The sequence below is a fragment of the uncultured Neisseria sp. genome, from assembly GCF_951230505.1.
Classification (GTDB): domain Bacteria; phylum Pseudomonadota; class Gammaproteobacteria; order Burkholderiales; family Neisseriaceae; genus Neisseria.
This window is the reverse complement of the sequence record NZ_CATNVN010000027.1, coordinates 1-16,784: the sequence shown is the minus strand read 5'-3', so window position 1 is coordinate 16,784 and position 16,784 is coordinate 1. Positions and strand designations below refer to the sequence as shown.

General features: G+C 48.1%; 17 protein-coding genes. 5 read left to right on the top strand and 12 right to left on the bottom strand.

Features of this window, described 5'->3' with window-relative positions; translation table 11 throughout:
- The 5 genes from Q1M25_RS03290 to lpxK form a co-directional block, all read right to left on the bottom strand.
- Positions 1–290, bottom strand: a 290-nt coding sequence (locus Q1M25_RS03290; RefSeq protein ID WP_300481727.1) for an NTP transferase domain-containing protein, incomplete at its 3' end; no start/stop codon positions are given.
- Positions 287–469, bottom strand: a complete 183-nt coding sequence (locus Q1M25_RS03285; protein WP_049329252.1) for a Trm112 family protein — start codon at positions 467–469, stop codon at positions 287–289. The genes Q1M25_RS03285 and Q1M25_RS03290, both read right to left, overlap by 4 nt.
- A 94-nt stretch (positions 470–563) precedes the next feature.
- A complete protein-coding gene (locus Q1M25_RS03280; protein WP_300481724.1) occupies positions 564–1,139 on the bottom strand; it encodes a DUF2059 domain-containing protein in 576 nt (191 codons plus the stop codon).
- Positions 1,140–1,235: 96 nt separating this feature from the next.
- Entirely contained in the window at positions 1,236–1,814 is a 579-nt protein-coding gene (locus tag Q1M25_RS03275) for a DUF2059 domain-containing protein (RefSeq protein ID WP_128582966.1), read from the bottom strand.
- A 62-nt stretch (positions 1,815–1,876) separates the two neighbouring features.
- A complete protein-coding gene (gene lpxK, locus Q1M25_RS03270) occupies positions 1,877–2,896 on the bottom strand; it encodes a tetraacyldisaccharide 4'-kinase (protein ID WP_300481721.1) in 1,020 nt (339 codons plus the stop codon).
- A 181-nt stretch (positions 2,897–3,077) separates the two neighbouring features.
- On the opposite strand from lpxK, the gene xseA reads away from it, so the two are divergent.
- The 3 genes from xseA (at position 3,078) to Q1M25_RS03255 (ending at position 6,141) form a co-directional block, all read left to right on the top strand.
- Entirely contained in the window at positions 3,078–4,427 is a 1,350-nt protein-coding gene (gene xseA, locus Q1M25_RS03265) for an exodeoxyribonuclease VII large subunit (protein WP_300481719.1), read from the top strand.
- Between the two features lie 123 nt (positions 4,428–4,550).
- The gene (gene pssA, locus Q1M25_RS03260; protein ID WP_070849559.1) at positions 4,551–5,330 is read left to right on the top strand and encodes a CDP-diacylglycerol--serine O-phosphatidyltransferase; all 780 of its coding nucleotides are present in this window, start codon (positions 4,551–4,553) and stop codon (positions 5,328–5,330) included.
- Between the two features lies 1 nt (position 5,331).
- Positions 5,332–6,141 (top strand): sulfite exporter TauE/SafE family protein, encoded by an 810-nt coding sequence (locus Q1M25_RS03255; protein ID WP_300481716.1) that lies wholly within the window; start codon positions 5,332–5,334, stop codon positions 6,139–6,141.
- A gap of 86 nt (positions 6,142–6,227) precedes the next feature.
- On the opposite strand, the gene Q1M25_RS03250 is transcribed toward Q1M25_RS03255, so the two are convergent.
- From Q1M25_RS03250 to Q1M25_RS03225, 6 genes are all read right to left on the bottom strand, one after another.
- Complete coding sequence (locus Q1M25_RS03250; RefSeq protein WP_300481713.1) at positions 6,228–6,908, bottom strand: sulfite exporter TauE/SafE family protein; 681 nt, start codon at positions 6,906–6,908, stop codon at positions 6,228–6,230.
- Between the two features lie 110 nt (positions 6,909–7,018).
- Positions 7,019–8,059: an ABC transporter permease gene (locus Q1M25_RS03245; protein ID WP_107723469.1), complete on the bottom strand. Its 1,041-nt coding sequence runs from the start codon at positions 8,057–8,059 to the stop codon at positions 7,019–7,021.
- Positions 8,060–8,095: 36 nt separating this feature from the next.
- Positions 8,096–9,151 (bottom strand): ABC transporter permease subunit, encoded by a 1,056-nt coding sequence (locus tag Q1M25_RS03240; RefSeq protein WP_300481710.1) that lies wholly within the window; start codon positions 9,149–9,151, stop codon positions 8,096–8,098.
- Between the two features lie 97 nt (positions 9,152–9,248).
- On the bottom strand, positions 9,249–10,178 hold the full coding sequence (locus Q1M25_RS03235; protein ID WP_003682934.1) for a GTP-binding protein: 930 nt from the start codon (positions 10,176–10,178) through the stop codon (positions 9,249–9,251).
- The gene (locus tag Q1M25_RS03230; RefSeq protein WP_049329244.1) at positions 10,166–10,639 is read right to left on the bottom strand and encodes a Fur family transcriptional regulator; all 474 of its coding nucleotides are present in this window, start codon (positions 10,637–10,639) and stop codon (positions 10,166–10,168) included. The genes Q1M25_RS03235 and Q1M25_RS03230 overlap by 13 nt, the downstream gene beginning before the upstream one ends.
- A gap of 113 nt (positions 10,640–10,752) precedes the next feature.
- Positions 10,753–11,577 carry an SDR family oxidoreductase gene (locus Q1M25_RS03225; RefSeq protein ID WP_049335582.1) on the bottom strand — a complete coding sequence of 275 codons (825 nt, stop codon included), beginning with the start codon at positions 11,575–11,577 and terminating at the stop codon, positions 10,753–10,755.
- 132 nt (positions 11,578–11,709) lie between these two features.
- On the opposite strand from Q1M25_RS03225, the gene Q1M25_RS03220 reads away from it, so the two are divergent.
- Positions 11,710–12,171 carry a cytochrome c gene (locus tag Q1M25_RS03220; RefSeq protein ID WP_004520832.1) on the top strand — a complete coding sequence of 154 codons (462 nt, stop codon included), beginning with the start codon at positions 11,710–11,712 and terminating at the stop codon, positions 12,169–12,171.
- A gap of 385 nt (positions 12,172–12,556) precedes the next feature.
- On the top strand, positions 12,557–15,319 hold the full coding sequence (locus Q1M25_RS03215; RefSeq protein ID WP_004520833.1) for a TonB-dependent receptor: 2,763 nt from the start codon (positions 12,557–12,559) through the stop codon (positions 15,317–15,319).
- A 152-nt stretch (positions 15,320–15,471) separates the two neighbouring features.
- On the opposite strand, the gene Q1M25_RS03210 is transcribed toward Q1M25_RS03215, so the two are convergent.
- Positions 15,472–16,668: an acetate kinase gene (locus tag Q1M25_RS03210; protein WP_049344146.1), complete on the bottom strand. Its 1,197-nt coding sequence runs from the start codon at positions 16,666–16,668 to the stop codon at positions 15,472–15,474.
- Positions 16,669–16,784: the final 116 nt, after the last annotated feature.

The window sequence follows — 16,784 nt, the reverse complement described above, 5'->3', positions numbered from 1 at the left end:
TTCACGACAATCAGATGTTGCGGCAGTTTCAGCGTATTGGCCGCTTCGGCAAGGCGCGTTGTACCGCTTTCATGTTGATTGGAAGTCATGACCACTTCGACGCCATGCGCCTGACAGGCCGTCTGAATATCGGGATGATCGGTGGCAACGACAACACGCGCTGCCTTACTTTTTGCCGCCTGTTCGGCAACACGTACAACCATCGGTTTACCGTGAATATCGGCCAAAGCCTTGCCCGGCAGACGTGAAGAATCCAACCGCGCCGGAATCAATACGACAAATTCGGTCATGCTTTCAGTTCCTCTTCGCTTAACGGGCGCGCTTCGTTTTCCAACATATAAGGGATGCCGTCACGAATCGGATAAGCCAGCTTCGCCTGACGGCTCCACAATTCCTGTTTGTCTTGATGGTATTCGAGTTTGCCTTTGGTCACAGGACAAACGAGGATGTCTAAGAATTTTTTTTCCATGGGGTTTCTTTCGGGTTTGATGGTTTTAGCGAAACTCGCTTCACTCGTTTTAGCGAAGCTCGCTTTGCTCGTTTTCAGACGGCCTCAAGCGGCATCATTTTCTCCGTGCCGTTTTCTTTGCTTGCCGCGTACAGACTTGGTCAGGGTTTTTGCCGCCACACATAATCCGCTGAATTTCTTGAGTTAAGTCTTTGTTATAACCTGATTTTTCATATTTTTCATTAATGATGTTTATCATTGGGCCCATCGTTGCCTCAAGATAGCGCGGCATTTTATCGAGTATCGATTGCCCTACTGTCGTACCATAAAAGTCAATCAATGCATTGACTTCTTCCTGAGTATAAACCGTCTTTATGCCGTCCAAAGTCGCTTTATGTAATTGGGCACGCACTTGCGGTGTATTAATTGCAGCAATCAATTGAGTTGTATATTTCTTTAAGACTGCTTCCAGCTGCGGACGTTTGTCTTCCGGCGCATTTTTCAAAAAATTCTGTATCTTCGGATCAGAGAGCACAATACCCTCGACACTTTGGAAGGTCTGATCCAACAGAGTATCCATCTTCTGTACTTGATATAAACGCTCCAGCGACTCATCGCTAGGTGTAGCGGCAAACGCATTGGCACATAATACCAGTGCAGCGAAGGACAATAATAAAGTTTTCAGTTTCATATCAACTCCTTTTCAAAGACAAAAATAGAGGCTACATAACTTTAAAACGCTCTATAATTATGACATAATCACACATATTAATGATTTAAAATCTATTTAATATGCTATTTCCTTTTTATATATTATACAAGTTTCCATATTATTTTTATCATCACAAATAATATCAAGTACATCTCTTCCTAATTCAGATTTGTACGGATTGTAAAAATATTTAATATCTCGATGTATATTAGATGCTATTTTGGCATCTATTATATCTATAAATTCAGGAAATTTGTTCATAACAGATTTGCCAGCAGGAGTATCATAAAATTTTATCAAAACATCCATTTCTTCTTGAGTAAAATAATTTTTAGCATAATCTTTTACATACTCTTTCCATTGATTTACTAAATTATCAGTCATAAACTCCTTTTGTACTTGAGAAATACTAACTTTACGTAGATACTCCTTGTGGATAGACTCTATTTTTGATCGTTTTTCTGGAGGAATAGTATTATAATCTATTAATGTTTGTATAACATTATGAGAGCCATCAGTAAATAGTCTCTTGAATTTTTGATCAAAACTCTGTAGCTCCATCCACTTTTCTAGCGATTCATCACTAGGATGTTCAGCAAATGCATTAGCACACAATACCAAAGTAGTAAAAGATAATAAAAATTTCAAAATCATAATTTATTCCCTTAAAAATGCTTCAGCAAATCTCCATGTACTTTAAGCAAAACTTTCTGCATTTACGTTTTTAAATCTTTCAATCGCTTCAACACGAACACCGCCAAGTCCGGCTCAATTATCGCATAAACAGGCAAGACCCACACATGATTCAGGCCGTGGCCGTCTGAAAATTTGACCGCATCCTTTTCCGTGATAATCACCACATCTGCATTCGGCAAATCCGCTACCGTAATATCTGCATGATCAGGCAAGGCAATGGTTTGTTTTAAAGCAACATTCATGCTTTGCAACGTATTGAAAAAACGCTCCGGCTTGGCAATACCGGCGATGGCGGAGACGGTTTGATTTCCCAAGCCTTCCAAATCCAATTTTTCAGACGGCCTGTTCAAACGGTAAATCTGCCCTGTTTCAATATGGCTGGCAAACATATTTTCAGACGACCTGAATGCCGCATCTGCTTTTCCGCCGCTGACGACAACCGCATCAACGGAAGCCAACCGAGACAAAGGTTCGCGCAAGCTGCCGTTGGGCAGTAAATCCAAATTGGTGCGTCCTGTATCTGCCGCCGGGAATACGGCAATTTCCATATCGCGTTGCAAGGCATAATGTTGCAAGCCGTCGTCAGCCACAATCAATTCAAGCTCCGGATGCGCCGCAAGCAATGCCCTGCCTGCTTCTGCACGGCTGCTGCCTACCGCCGTCGGCGCACCGGTTTTACGGAACAGCAGCAAAGGCTCGTCGCCTGCATCTGCCGCACTGCTGGCAGTATTCAATACATGAACCGCCTTGCTCTTGCGCCCGTAACCTCGGCTGATGATGCCGACCTTAACGCCCTTTGCCTGCAAATCCGACACCAACGCGGCAACTATCGGCGTTTTCCCTGTTCCGCCTGCATGGATATTGCCGACCACCACCACAGGCACTGGCAATTTTTCGCTTTTCAGACGGCCTGAAACAAAATCATCGCGCCGTTTCGCCGCAATTCTGGCAAACAGCTTGGACAATGGTTTTAACAGCAAAGACAGAAACGGATTGGGGGATTGCCAATGGCGTTCGATAATTTGGTGGAGTTTGGGCATATGCACGGCTTTTGAAGCGAAAATCAAACGATAATATAACACAAGCCCGACCAGACAAGGCCGCCTGAACATTCGGCTTTGATAATATTAAAACAAAGGGCGCAAGTTTCATAAAAACGAATACAACGAATGGCTCTAAAACCCTTATAATTCAGCTTTCCCAAATTTTTCCTGTTTCGCAATGTCTGAACTTTTCGCGCCCTCCTCCATTTCCGTATCCGAACTCAACGCCATTGCCAAAGCCTTGCTGGAGGACCATCTCGCAGGTTTGTGGATTGCCGGCGAAGTATCCAACCTGACCTGTGCTGCCAGCGGACATTATTATTTCTCGCTCAAAGATAGCCGCGCGCAGGTACGTTGCGCCATGTTTAAGGGGGCAGCCATGCGTTTGGCTAAGCCTTTGAAAGAAGGCGACCATATCGAGGTATCAGGAAAAATCAGTATTTATGAAGCGCGGGGCGAATTTCAAATTACCGTGAATGAGGTGCGGCTCAAAGGTTTGGGGCAGCTTTACGAAGCCTATGAGCGATTGAAGGCGCAGTTGCAGGCGGAGGGCGCGTTTTCGGCGGAACGCAAAAAACCGTTGCCTGCCCGTCCGCAATGTATTGGCATCGTCACCAGTCTGGCGGCAGCGGCATTGCGCGATGTTGTAACCACCTTAAACCGCCGCGCGCCCGAAATCCCCGTTATCGTTTATCCAACGCCCGTTCAAGGCACAGGCAGCGAGTTGCAAATTGCCCAAGCGATTAAAACCGCTTCGCAACGCGCCGAGTGTGACGTGCTGATTGTCTGTCGCGGCGGCGGCAGCATTGAAGACTTGTGGGCGTTTAACGAAGAAACGGTCGTGCGCGCCATCGAAGCCTGCGCAATTCCCGTTGTCAGCGGCGTAGGACACGAAACCGATTTCACGCTTGCCGATTTCGTCGCCGATGTTCGCGCACCGACACCGACCGGCGCAGCAGAATTGGTCAGCCCCAACCGCCAAGAATCTCTACATCGTCTAGCCCAAGCGCAAGGCCGTCTGAAAACCGTTTTGGAACAACGCTATTTCGATGCCAGCCAAAAACTCGACTGGCTGGCGCGGCAAATCCGTCATCCACGCCAAAAACTTGACGAGCAGCGTGCCTCAATCAGTAAGCTGGCGCAAATGCTGTCTTACTCGATGACGCAAAACCTCCGCGCCCACACCGCCCGTTTCGAACGCCAAACCCAAACCCTGAAACATTGCCGTCCTGATGTTTCCGTTTACAAAAACAACATCACCCACTTTCAGACGGCCCTGTCGCATTCCTTCCGCCAGCTGCTTACCCACCGCCGTCAAAGTCTGACCGCCCAAGCTGCATTGCTCGAAGCTGTCTCGCCGCAACATATTCTGGAGCGCGGTTTCTCCGTCGTCAAAAACACTCGCGGACAAGTCATCCGCAATGCCGATACCTTGAAACAAGGTCAAAAACTGCACATCACTTTTGCCGACGGCGAAACCGACGTACGCGTAACCAAAGAGCAGGCGCAGGGCGAGTTGTTTGACTGACAAAATAAAGGCCGTCTGAAACTTTATGCGATTGAAGTGAAACTATGTTTGGCTTTTAAAAATCCTTACCCTGCCAATGCGGTATAATGCCTCATCTGCACACGCAGCATATACGGAAACATTATGGACAACTCACAAAATACAGAAAATCCGATTCCTCCACGCAACTCCATCCGCAAAAACAGCATTTACCTGCTGCCCAATTCCTTTACCATCGCCGCACTGTTTTGCGCCTTCTTCGCCATTACCCAGTCCATGCACGGACGTTATGAAACGGCGGCGATTGCAGTTTTTCTTTCCATGCTGCTCGACGGCATGGACGGACGCGTGGCACGGCTGACCAACAGCCAAAGCGCGTTCGGTGAACAGCTCGACAGCCTCGCCGATATGGTCAGCTTCGGCGTCGCGCCTGCCCTGATTGCCTACAAATGGCAACTTTGGCAGTTTGGCAAAATCGGCTATTCCGTCGCCTTTATCTACTGCGCCTGCGCCGCCCTGCGTTTGGCACTGTTCAACACACTTATCGGCAAAGTCGATAAACGTTGGTTTATCGGCGTTCCAAGCCCGACCGCCGCTGCGTTGATTGTCGGTCTGATTTGGGTCAACCACAGCGTCGAACGCTTCCCCAACGTGCATTGGTGGGCATTGGGTATCACCCTGTTTGCCGGTATTTCCATGATTGTGCAGATTCCGTTTTGGAGCTTCAAAGAAATCAACATCCGCCGCCAAGTACCGTTTATGGGCATGGTGTTGGCCGTATTGATTTTGCTTTTGATCAATTGGGAGCCTTCTCTCGTCCTCTTCCTATTTTTCCTCGGTTACAGCCTGTCTGGTTATGTGATGGCAGTCATCCGTTGGTTTAAAAAACGCCATAAAACACACAAACACGACAAGGCCGTCTGAAATGTGGTCTTGGGACATCATCCTTGCCCTGCTCGCCGTTGGCAGTGCAGCGGGCTTTATTGCCGGACTGTTCGGCGTAGGCGGCGGCACGTTGATTGTCCCCGTCGTTTTATGGGTATTGCAACTGCAAGGCATAGGCAGCCACCCCTATGCCCAGCATCTCGCCATCGGCACTTCCTTTGCCGTCATGGTGTTTACTACCTTCTCCAGTATGTACGCCCAACATAAAAAGCACGCCATTGATTGGGCGACCGTCCGCCGAATGACGCCGGGCATGATATTCGGCGTCCTCCTCGGCGCAGCAACCGCAAAATATATGCCGACGCTGGCTTTGCAGGTTTTCTTTATTGCATTTCTTGCCTTTATCGCACTCAAAACCCTACGCGATTCCAAACCCACACCTTCACGCACCCTGCCCGCCCTCCCCGGCCTGACAGCTGCGGGCACGCTTTTTGGTGCGGCTTCAAGCTGGGTCGGTATCGGCGGCGGTTCGCTATCCGTTCCATTTCTGCTGTATTGCAACTTTCCGGCGCACCGAGCCATCGGCACATCTTCAGGTTTAGCGTGGCCGATTGCGATTGCCGGCACCATCGGCTATTTTGCCAACGGTTTGCATATTGCCAACCTGCCTGAAGGCGCGGCAGGCTTTATCTATCTTCCGGCCGTGGCCATATTGAGCGTTGCCACCATCCTCTTTGCTCCACTTGGCGTAAAAACGGCGCACAAGCTGCCCGCCCGAAAACTCAAAATCGCCTTTGGCATTATGTTGCTGCTGATTGCCGCCAAGATGGCTTGGAATTTAATACATTAAATCTTTCTTGTGAAAAAGGCCGTCTGAAATTCTTTCAGACGGCCTTTTTAATTGCAAAACAACAAACTAAATAAAACCTTTTTACCTTACCCGATTTGCCCCATCGCAAATACAGCCAAGCGCCATATCGCCCATCCTGCCACCAACAGTCCGGCAAACAAACGAACCATGCGTTTTTGCAGAAAGGTTTTCAACTGCGCTGCAAATATGCCCATCGCAAGCAGGTTCGGCAAGGTCCCCAATGCAAACGCCAGCATATACAGCCCACCATGCAAAGCATTGCCGCTGCCCAAAGCATACAAAGACGCGCTGTACACCAAACCGCAAGGCAGCCAGCCCCAAAGCACGCCCACGCCGAAACAGGCAGGCACTGATTTAATCGGCAGCAATTTGTTCAGCAAAGGATTCAGGCGTTTCCAGATCGGTTTGCCGATGCCTTCGATTTTGGTTGCGGCAGTCGAAATGCCGGCAAGATACAGACCGAGCAAAAGCAGCAAGACATTGGCGGCAATATACAAACCGTTTTGAACCGCGCGCGTATCGTCCAAGGAAATGCCGACCTGCCCGACCAAACCGACCAACAGGCCAATGATGACATAGCTGCTGATGCGCCCCAAGTTCAACAATACAATCAGCCCGATTCGGTTTAAATGTGGCGGCAGCTGCAAAGCAAATGCGCTGCTTAATCCGCCGCACATGCCGACGCAATGCGTTCCGCCAAAAAAGCCGAGCAAAAAAAGCGTAAGAAATGTGATTTCTTGATTCATGGTTTTTAATGATTTAAACGAATGGATGAGGCCGTCTGAAACTTTTCAGACGGCCCTAAGAATGCAGGACAGGCTTTTCCGCCCACCCTCTTCATGCTTTAGAAAAGCAATTAACTGCGTGCGCGTACATCAAATGCCTGACGCAAACCTTCGCCGATCATGACCAGTAAAAGCAGCATCACCGTCAGCGTAGCAACGGCAGACAAGCCGATCCACCACGCGTCCAAGTTGTCTTTGCCTTGCGCCAGCAACTCACCCAAGCTCGCCTGTGAGGCAGGTACACCCAAGCCCAAGAAGTCCAAACTGGTCAGGGCGAGTACGGCACCGGAAATACGGAAAGGCAGGAAAGCCAATACCGGCGTCAAGCTGTTGGGCAGGATATGGCGCCACATGATTTCACGGTTGCTCACGCCCATCGCGCGCGCCGCCAAAACGTAATCGGTCTGACGGTTTTTCAAAAATTCGGCACGGACATAGTCGGACAAGCCCATCCAGCCGAAAAGCGACAGCAATACCAGCAAAATCAACAGTCCCGGATTAAAGAACGAAGACAGGATAATCAAGAGGTACAGCTCCGGCATACCACCCCAAACCTCGATAAAACGCTGCATCAGAAGGTCGGTTTTACCGCCAAAATAACCCTGTACCGCGCCTGCAACCACGCCGATTACGGTAGTCACCACGGTCAACACCAAGGCAAACAACAGCGAATCGCGGAAACCGTAAACCAAGCGCGCCAACAGGTCGCGGCCGCGGTCGTCCGTTCCCAAGATATGCCGTTCGGACGGTTTGGCCGGATCGGGTGCCGTATCAAAATCGTTCAAGGTATCGGCATCGTAAGGATTGGGCAGATAAAGGGCAAAATTGCCGTCTGAAGTAATGTTGTGGCGGATAAGCGGATCCAGATAATCCGCAGGTGTATCGAAATCGCCGCCAAATGTGGTTTCGTTGTATTCGTTTACCAAGGGGAAGAAATACTCGCCCTGATAGCGTATCCACAAAGGTTTGTCGTTGCTCCACAAAGGCGCAAGCAAAGTGACGACAAACAAAACGGCCAAAATCCGCAAAGCCAACCAACCGCGCTTATGCTGCTTAAAGGCTTGCCAAGTAGGGTTTGAAGTAGATTTTTTCTTTTTCATGGTTCGAAACATTCTTTAATAATGGATTGAAGATATTTTCAGACGGCCTTATTTCTGTCCGCCAAAGTGAATGCGCGGATCGACCCACGAATAAGAAATATCCGACACCAATTTAGCCAACAACCCCATCAGCGTGAACACATACAGCGTACCCATTACGACAGGATAATCACGTTTCATCACTGCCTCGTAAGACAACAAACCCAATCCATCCAGCGAGAACAGCGTTTCAATCAACAGGCTTCCGGTAAAGAATGCGCCGATAAATGCGGCCGGGAAACCGGTAATCAAAGGAATCATGGCGTTGCGGAAAATATGTTTCCACAAAATCTGTTTCTCAGGCAAGCCCTTGGCTCGTGCGGTATAAACATATTGACGACGGATTTCTTCAAGGAACACGTTTTTCGTCAATACGGTCATCACCGCCAAGTTGCCCGCCACCGAAGCGGTAATCGGCAAGGCCATATGCCATAAATAATCTTTGACTTTACCTGCCCAAGAGAGCGTATCGAAATCATCGCCGACCAAGCCGCCCTGCGGGAACCAGGCAAAAAAGCTGCCGCCGCCAAACAATACCAGCAACACCAAACCCAAGACAAACGGCGGTACGGTATAGCCAACCAAAATGATCATACCCGTAACCGTATCAAACCGGCTGCCATCCCTGACCGCCTTGGCTATACCCAACGGAATACATATCAAATAAGTTAGGAAAAACGTCCACAAACCCAAACTCATCGATACCGGCATTTTCTCTTTTACCAATTCAAATACGGTTTGGTGGTGGAAAAAGCTCTCACCCAAATCGAAACGGGCAAATTTCCATACCATATCCACAAAACGCGTCACAGGCGGCTTGTCGAAACCGTATAAAGCATTCAGCGCGGCCAAATCTTCCGCACTGATGCGGTTGCCGTTTTTGGCCAGAGTTCCGGGAATACTGCGCCCCGCCGTCTCACCGCCAACCGCGCCCTGCGTCAGCTGCTGAACCATCTGCTCCACCGGGCCGCCGGGAACAAACTGAATCACAGCGAAGGTAATCGCCAAAATCCCCAACAACGTGGGAATCAAAAGGAGCAAACGATGAAAGATATAACGCCACATGGTTAAGTGTTCCTCTATTTTTTGATTTGAAGGCCGTCTGAAACCTCTGACTTCAGACGGCATATAGTAACGGATTAATAAGCGTTTGGCCGATGATTTACTTCTCCAACGCCTCCTGCAGTTTCTTCTCAATCAAATCCGCGTCAAACGATTTGGCAATCAGCTCAAAACGGGAATCGCGGCGCCATGAAACTTGGTTTGCACCCCATTGACCGTCCACCCAGTTCAGCCATACCCATGTACCGAGCACTTGAAACACGCCTTTGGCACGCACGAGGCCGTCTGTAAATTTAGGCAGGTCGTTAAAGAAATCAGTCAGTTTTTCGCCGTCGAAATCACGCCCGGCAGGGAAAGTGAAACCTTGAGACTGGAAGCCCATGGTGTTGTCAGGCAGGGCTTTGAGGCGGTAGCGTGATTTTTCGACCACGGGAATATCAAGCCATTGGATGTCGAGTTGCGCATTTTGAACTTCAACCACTTTGGCTTTGGGCGGGAACAGCTTGGCCGCTTTATCATGAAATTCGGCCAGTTGCTCCGGCGTACACAAGTCGGTTTTGCTGGCGACCAATACGTCGCAAATGCCGATTTGGTCTTTATACAAGGCTTGTTGCGCGTAATCGGGATTAATGAATTGGCGCGGATCGACAACAGTAAAGACGGCGCCGATTTCTAGCATACTGTCGAGCGGTTTGGCTTTCAATTCGTCGATAACGCTGGCAGCGTGTGCCAAACCGCTGGCTTCAATCATCAAGCGGTCAGGTTGGGCATCGCGCAGCATTTTTTGTACGGTCGTACCCATTTGCGCGCCGGCAGTACAGCACAAACAGCCGCCGGCGATTTCTGCCACGGGAATGCCGTTGTCGCTCAAGACGGCGCCGTCAATGCCGATTTCGCCAAATTCGTTGACAATGATGACCCATTTTTCATTCGGGTCTTTTTGTGCCATCAGACTTTTAAGGGCGGTGGTTTTGCCTGTTCCGAGGAAGCCTGAAATCAGGTGGACTTTAGTCTTTTTTACTTCTGACATTTTTTACAAATTCCTGTTAAAACAACATGTTCTTCTTTTAATGAGAAACCAGTTTCCGCCACGCCTGCACGCAATGCCGCCCATTCTTGGCTCAAGGTCTGCTCATCTGCCGTACCGCATTCGGTACAAACCAAAATAAACGCGCTGTGGTGCGCTTCGGCTTCTTCGTGGTCATGGCAATGGTCATTGCACTCGTGCTGCGCGTGGCTGCACAGAATATAGCCGTTGACCGCCGCCACTTTGTGCAAAACGCCCTGCTCCGCCCAAAAATCAAGGGCGCGGTAGGCCGTCGGCGGCGCAACCACGCCCTCGCTTTGCTGCTGCATCTGCGACAGAACGTTGTAGGCTTTAATCACGCCGCTTTGTTTCAAAACAATATCAAGCACTTGCTCGCGCAATGCGGTTACCTGCACGCCATCGCGCTGCGCTTGTTCTAAGATTTTTTGTTTGATTGCGTTCATAACTGAAACAGCCTTTCAGACGGCCTTGTTAATAAAAAATTACATTATAACGTGTTTGTTCAATTTCAGATAACAAAGAGGCCGTCTGAAACGTTCAGACGGCCTGATGCCGATTACTTAAACCAAGATTTAATTTTTCCAAACAAAGACATACTTTGTTTTTCAAACGTTTCTTCCTTCACCGGAGCAGGCTCATCGCGGTAAACTTTCATGCCTGCAAAGGTCTGGGCAACCGGCATGATTTCGATGGAATTGACGTTCATCCGCGCCGGACGCTGATAGAGCCATAAAGCGGTATCAGCAATATCTTGCGGCTGGATAAACTCGACATTCTCATAAACCTCGGCCGCACGCTGATCGTCGCCTTTGAAACGGACATTGGAAAACTCGGTATCGCCGCACAAACCCGGTTCGATATTGGTAATGCGGATATTTTTATCTGCCAATTCGGCGCGCAGATTCATACTGAATTGGCGCACAAAAGCCTTAGTTGCACCATAGACATTACTGCCGGAATAAGCATAACTGCCGGCAATCGAACCTAAATTGATGATGTAGCCCTGTTTGCGCGCTACCATTTGCGGCAAAATCTGGCGGGTTAGAAAAATCAGGCCGATGATATTGGTTTGAATCATGGTTTCCCAATCGCCAAAATCGGCTTTATCAGCGGAATCCAGACCTAAAGCCAAACCGGCGTTGTTGATCAGGCAATCGATTTCAGCTAAATGCTCAGGCAGGCTGTTTAAAGCGTTTTGAATTGACTCCGTACGAGAAACATCCATTTCCAAAGGGTAAAACTGCTCGCCCAATTCCTCTGCCAACTGCTGCAATTTGTCTTCGCGCCGTGCCGCGCCAATGACATGATAGCCTGCCGCAACAAAAGTACGGCACATTGCCGCGCCGAATCCTGCCGATGCCCCGGTAATCAAAATTGCCATATCGTTTCCTTTCTGTACTCGTTTCAGACTTGGGTTTAAGGTATGATAACGCCTTATCAGACGGCCTGAGAGTTTGGCCGGCTGATTTTAAATTTAACGATAATCATATCATTACAATAGGACACACTCCATATGAAAACCCGTTTTCTCCCTGTTGCTTTGGCAGCAGTGGCGCTTACCCTTTCCGCCTGCGGCGGCAGCAGCGCGCCTTCCCAGCCTAAAGGCCCTATTTCCGAAGACCGTACGGCCGCGTTCAAATCCATGATGCCTGAGTTTACCCGCATGGGCAAAATGGTCAAAGACGAAGAGCCTTACGACGTAGAAAAATTCAAACAAGCCGCCGCAACCTTCGCCGAAAACAGCAAAAAACCGTTCACCCTGTTTGAATCCGACCCTCAAGGCAACGGCCGCGCCCTGCCTGCCATCTGGACAGACACGGCAACCTTCAAAGCCGAAGAAGAAAAATTTGCCGCTGCAGTTGAGAAACTCAACGCCGCCGCACAAACCGGCAAATTGGAAGAAATCAAAGCCGCTTACGGCGAAACCGGTGCAACCTGCAAATCCTGCCACGACACATTCCGCGGTCCGGAATAAGGCTTAAAACAATAAAGGCCGTCTGAAATATCATTTTCAGACGGCCTTTTCTTCAACTGACTTCAAATCTTTCTATATTAACTTTATATTTTGCATTTCATGTTTTTTACCGGTTTCATTTGAAACTAACGGCCCAGTTCACATATCGCAATCAAATTTTCTTCTTCCGGCTGTTTAAATTCAATTAAATCTCCCTTCTTCTCAACCAATCAAATTCAAATTCAGACCTGCTTTATCTTTTCAGCCAGATTAATCATATGCGCTTGGATTATCTCCTGAAACAAGAATCTGCTTTATTTTTTAATAAATAAAAACCATTATCTAAATATTTGTAAAGTTTAATAATATGTTATAAAGTATCTACTTCGTTTCTGAGGTAACTATCATGAATCCGAATTTCAAATTAAATCTACTAACATTATCTTTACTGGCTATAACCAGTATCGCACACGCAGAAGACGAGGTTTCAACTCAAGAGCTTGATGAAATTCAAGTCAAAGGTAAACACATTGCCAAAGAGAAAAAAGTTTTTACCGAAGGCCAAGCCAAAAGTTCGCGTGAACGCGTTTATCAATCCAGCGAAAACATCGATACCATCGTGCGGAGCATGCCCGGCGTTTTCACCCAACAAGACAAAGGATCAGGCGTATTGGCGGTCAATATCCGTGGCGATAGCGGTTTGGGACGTGTCAATACGATGGTTGACGGCGTAACCCAAACCTTCTATTCCACTTCTGCCGATGCCGGACGCAGCGGCAGCTCCTCACAATTCGGTACGGCACTGGATCCCAATTTTATTGCCGGCGTGGATGTAACCAAAGGCAGTTTCTCGGGTGCCAACGGCATCAATACCTTATCCGGTACAGCCAATTTCCGTACTTTACGGGTAGACGATGTAGTACACGGAAACAATACCTTCGGCCTTTTAACCAAAGGATTGACCGGCACAAACAGCACAAAAAGCAACTTTATGGCAACCGGAGCGGTACAAAAATGGTTTGACAGCGGAGCGCGCCTTGGTGCGTTATATGGTTACAGCCACCGTAATGTCGAGCAAAACTATAAAGTAGGCGGTGGCGGTCAGCGTATCGGCAATTTTGGCGAGGAATATCTGGATCGTAAAAAACAAGAATATTTTGAGAGCAATTTATTGAAATTCGACCACGAACAAAATCTCTGGGTCCGTGACTTTTCCAAGCGCAATGCGGTCGGTAAAAGCTATTGGGACTACCCTTTCTCCAAAAAATATAACGATCCTGAGGTTTTGCAAAGAGATTATGTCGATGACTTGGAAAGAAGCTGGAAAGAGAATTTGGCACCGCAATGGGATCTGACCCCAATCGATCCTACCAGCCTGCAACAACGCTCAAACAGCCATTTGGTCAAAGTGGAATACGAAAACGACAACAACAAGCTGGACCTTCAGCTTCGTACCATGAACAACCGTATCGGCAGCCGCAAAGTAGAAAACCGCAACTACCAAGCCAATTACAACTTAAACATTGGCGATTATGTCGATTTAAACGTGTTGGCCGCCCATAATTTGGGAAAACAAAAATATCCGAAAAACTCACGTTTTTCAGGATGGGGGCTGCTTGATTATTTGGAAACCAAAAACACAGCCAATCTTTTGGATATCAACAACAGCTTTTCTTTCAAACTTCCCCAAAAAACAGATTTAAAAGCTACCGTCGGTTTCAATTTCTTTAAAAACCAATACAGTAAAAACCGCTTTCCGGAAGAGCTGAGCCTGTTTTACGACGGCCCGGATCAAGATGCCGGCCTGTACAGCTTTTTAGGCCGTTTCAAAGGAGACAAAGGAATATTTCCTCAAAAATCAACCATATTGCAACCTTCAGGCCAGCAAAAATTCAATACGTTCTATTTTGATACTTCCTTGAAAAAAGGCATTTATCAATTGAATTACAGCGCCAATATGGTCAACTACCGCTACAAGGGCGAATATACCGACTACTTCAATACCCAAGAAGACTTTAAAAAAGCATTTGGAGAAGATTCTGAAATTTATAAACAGCATTGCACGCCAAGCTGCGACCTTTACGAACCGGTTTATACCAAATCCGGTAAAAAGCATGCGGTAAACCATTCGGTGGCATTAAACATCAATGTCAACGACTACTTTATGCCGTTTATCAGCTATTCGCGTACGCATAGAATGCCGAATATTCAAGAAATGTATTTTTCACAAATCGGCGACTCAGGCGTCAATACCGCCCTCAAGCCGGAACAGGCCAATACTTACCAAATAGGCTTCAATACCTTCAAAAAAGGGATTTTCAAGCCGGACGATGTATTGGGTTTCAAACTGGTCGCCTATCGCAGCAGGATAAACAACTATATCCACAATGTTTATGGCAAATGGTGGGATTTGGATAAAGCACCCAGCTGGGTAACCAGTACCGGCCTGCAATACTCTATCCAGCATCGAAACTACGCCAAACCTGTCCATAAAAATGGTTTGGAAGTGGAAATGAACTATGATTTCGGCCGCTTTTTTACAACCCTGTCTTACGCATATCAAAAAACCAACCAGCCGACCAATTATAGCGATGCCAGCGAATCGCCCCGCAACTCTTCTAAAGAAGACCAAATCAAACAAGGCTACGGCTTAAGCAAAATTTCCCGCTTACCCCGAGATTACGGTCGGTTTGAATTAGGGTCCCGATGGTTGGGCAATAAATTGACTATCGGCGGCATTATGCGCTATTACGGCAAAAGTACACGGGCGACGACTGAGGAGGAATTTGTTGACGGGACAACCGGTGCCAATACCTACTCTTCACACCAAATGGGCAGAAGGGTGATCAAAAAAACAGAAAGCATCAACAGACAGCCGCTGATTTTTGATTTCTATGCCAATTATGAACCGAAGAAAAACCTTATCCTTCGTTTCGACATTCAAAATGCGTTCAATAAGCGCTATATCGATCCTCTGGATTCCGCAAACGATGCCGCAACCCAGCGCTATTTCAGCGTATTTGAAAGAAAAGGTGGTTTAGATGATGAGGAAGTCGAATGCGATGCCAACGGTTTATGCAATGGCAAATATGGCGGCACGACACGCTCCGTCTTGAATAACTATGCGCGCGGCAGGACTTTGCTGTTTACCATCAGTTATAAGTTCTAAACCTATCCATCAGCATTCTTCATATTGCACTGATTAAAAAGCCGGTAAACGCAATGTTTTCCGGCTTTTTTCGATATATCCTCAAAATTTTCTTCATCTATACACAACAAAAAAACCTGCCCTTGCGGGCAGGTTTTCAATAATGACGGAGATTACAGGCCGCTCAGACGGGCAGTATCGTGTGCAATCATCAATTCTTCGTTGGTAGGAATCACAACGGCAACAGCTTTGCTGTCGGCAGTGGTAATCACACCAGCATTACCGAAACGGGCTTTTAGGTTGGCTTCTTGGTCGATGTACAGACCGAGGAAGCCCAAGTAGCCCAATACGCGTTCGCGGATGATGTCGGAGTTTTCACCGATACCGCCGGTGAAGACCAATGCGTCCAAACCGCCTGCCGCGACTGTCATGCTGCCGATGTATTTAGCCAAGCGGTAGATGAACATTTCCAAAGCCAGTTTGGCGCCTGGATGACCTTTTGCAGCTTCTTCTTCGATGGTACGGCAGTCATTGGACAAACCTGAAATACCGAGCAGACCTGATTTTTTGTTCAGCATGTCGGTGATTTGGGCGATGGTCATGTTGGCATTTTCAGCCAAGAAGCTGAAAACTGAAGGGTCGATATCGCCGCTGCGGGTACCCATGACCAAACCTTCTAGCGGAGTCAGACCCATGCTGGTATCGCGTGATTCGCCGTTGGCGACGGCGGTAATAGATGCGCCGTTACCCAAGTGGGCAATCACCATGCGCAGGTCTTTTTTGTCTTTACCGAGGAAACGGGCGGTTTCATCAGAAACGTAGCGGTAGCTGGTACCGTGCGCGCCGTAGCGACGCAAGCCGTATTTTTCATACAATTCATGTGGAACAGCGTAGGTGTAGGCATGTTCCGGCATGGTTTGGTGGAAGGCGGTGTCGAATACGACAACGTTAGGCAAACCTTTGAAAATGCTTTGTGCGGCACGCAGACCCAAAAGGTGGGCCGGGTTGTGCAGGGGAGCGAGCGGGATACATTTTTCGATGCCAGCGATAACTTCGTCGTCAACGAGGATGGATTCGCTGTACAGTTCGCCGCCGCTGACGACGCGGTGACCGATGGCGCCGATGCGGCTGTCGAGGCCGTGGGCTTTGAGTTCTTCCATCAGGGCTTCAACTGCGCCGGTGTGGTCGGGCTTGGCAGACAGGTCAACTTTGTGTTTTTCACCGTTGAATTTAAAGGTAATGTAGGCATCAGGCAGATTGAGCTTTTCTGCCAGGCAGCTCAGCAATACTTCGCCGCTGTCGTTATCCAATACGGCACCTTTGAGGGAAGAGCTACCGCAGTTCAAAACCAAGATTAATTTTTGTGACATTTTTATGCTCCTTGAGGTTTCAGACGGCATTTTTGTCGGGACCTTACTGCGGCTCCGGCTATGTTGCACCCCTTGTGGGACGTAGTGGGTAGCGGTCTGAACAGATTAACAAAGTA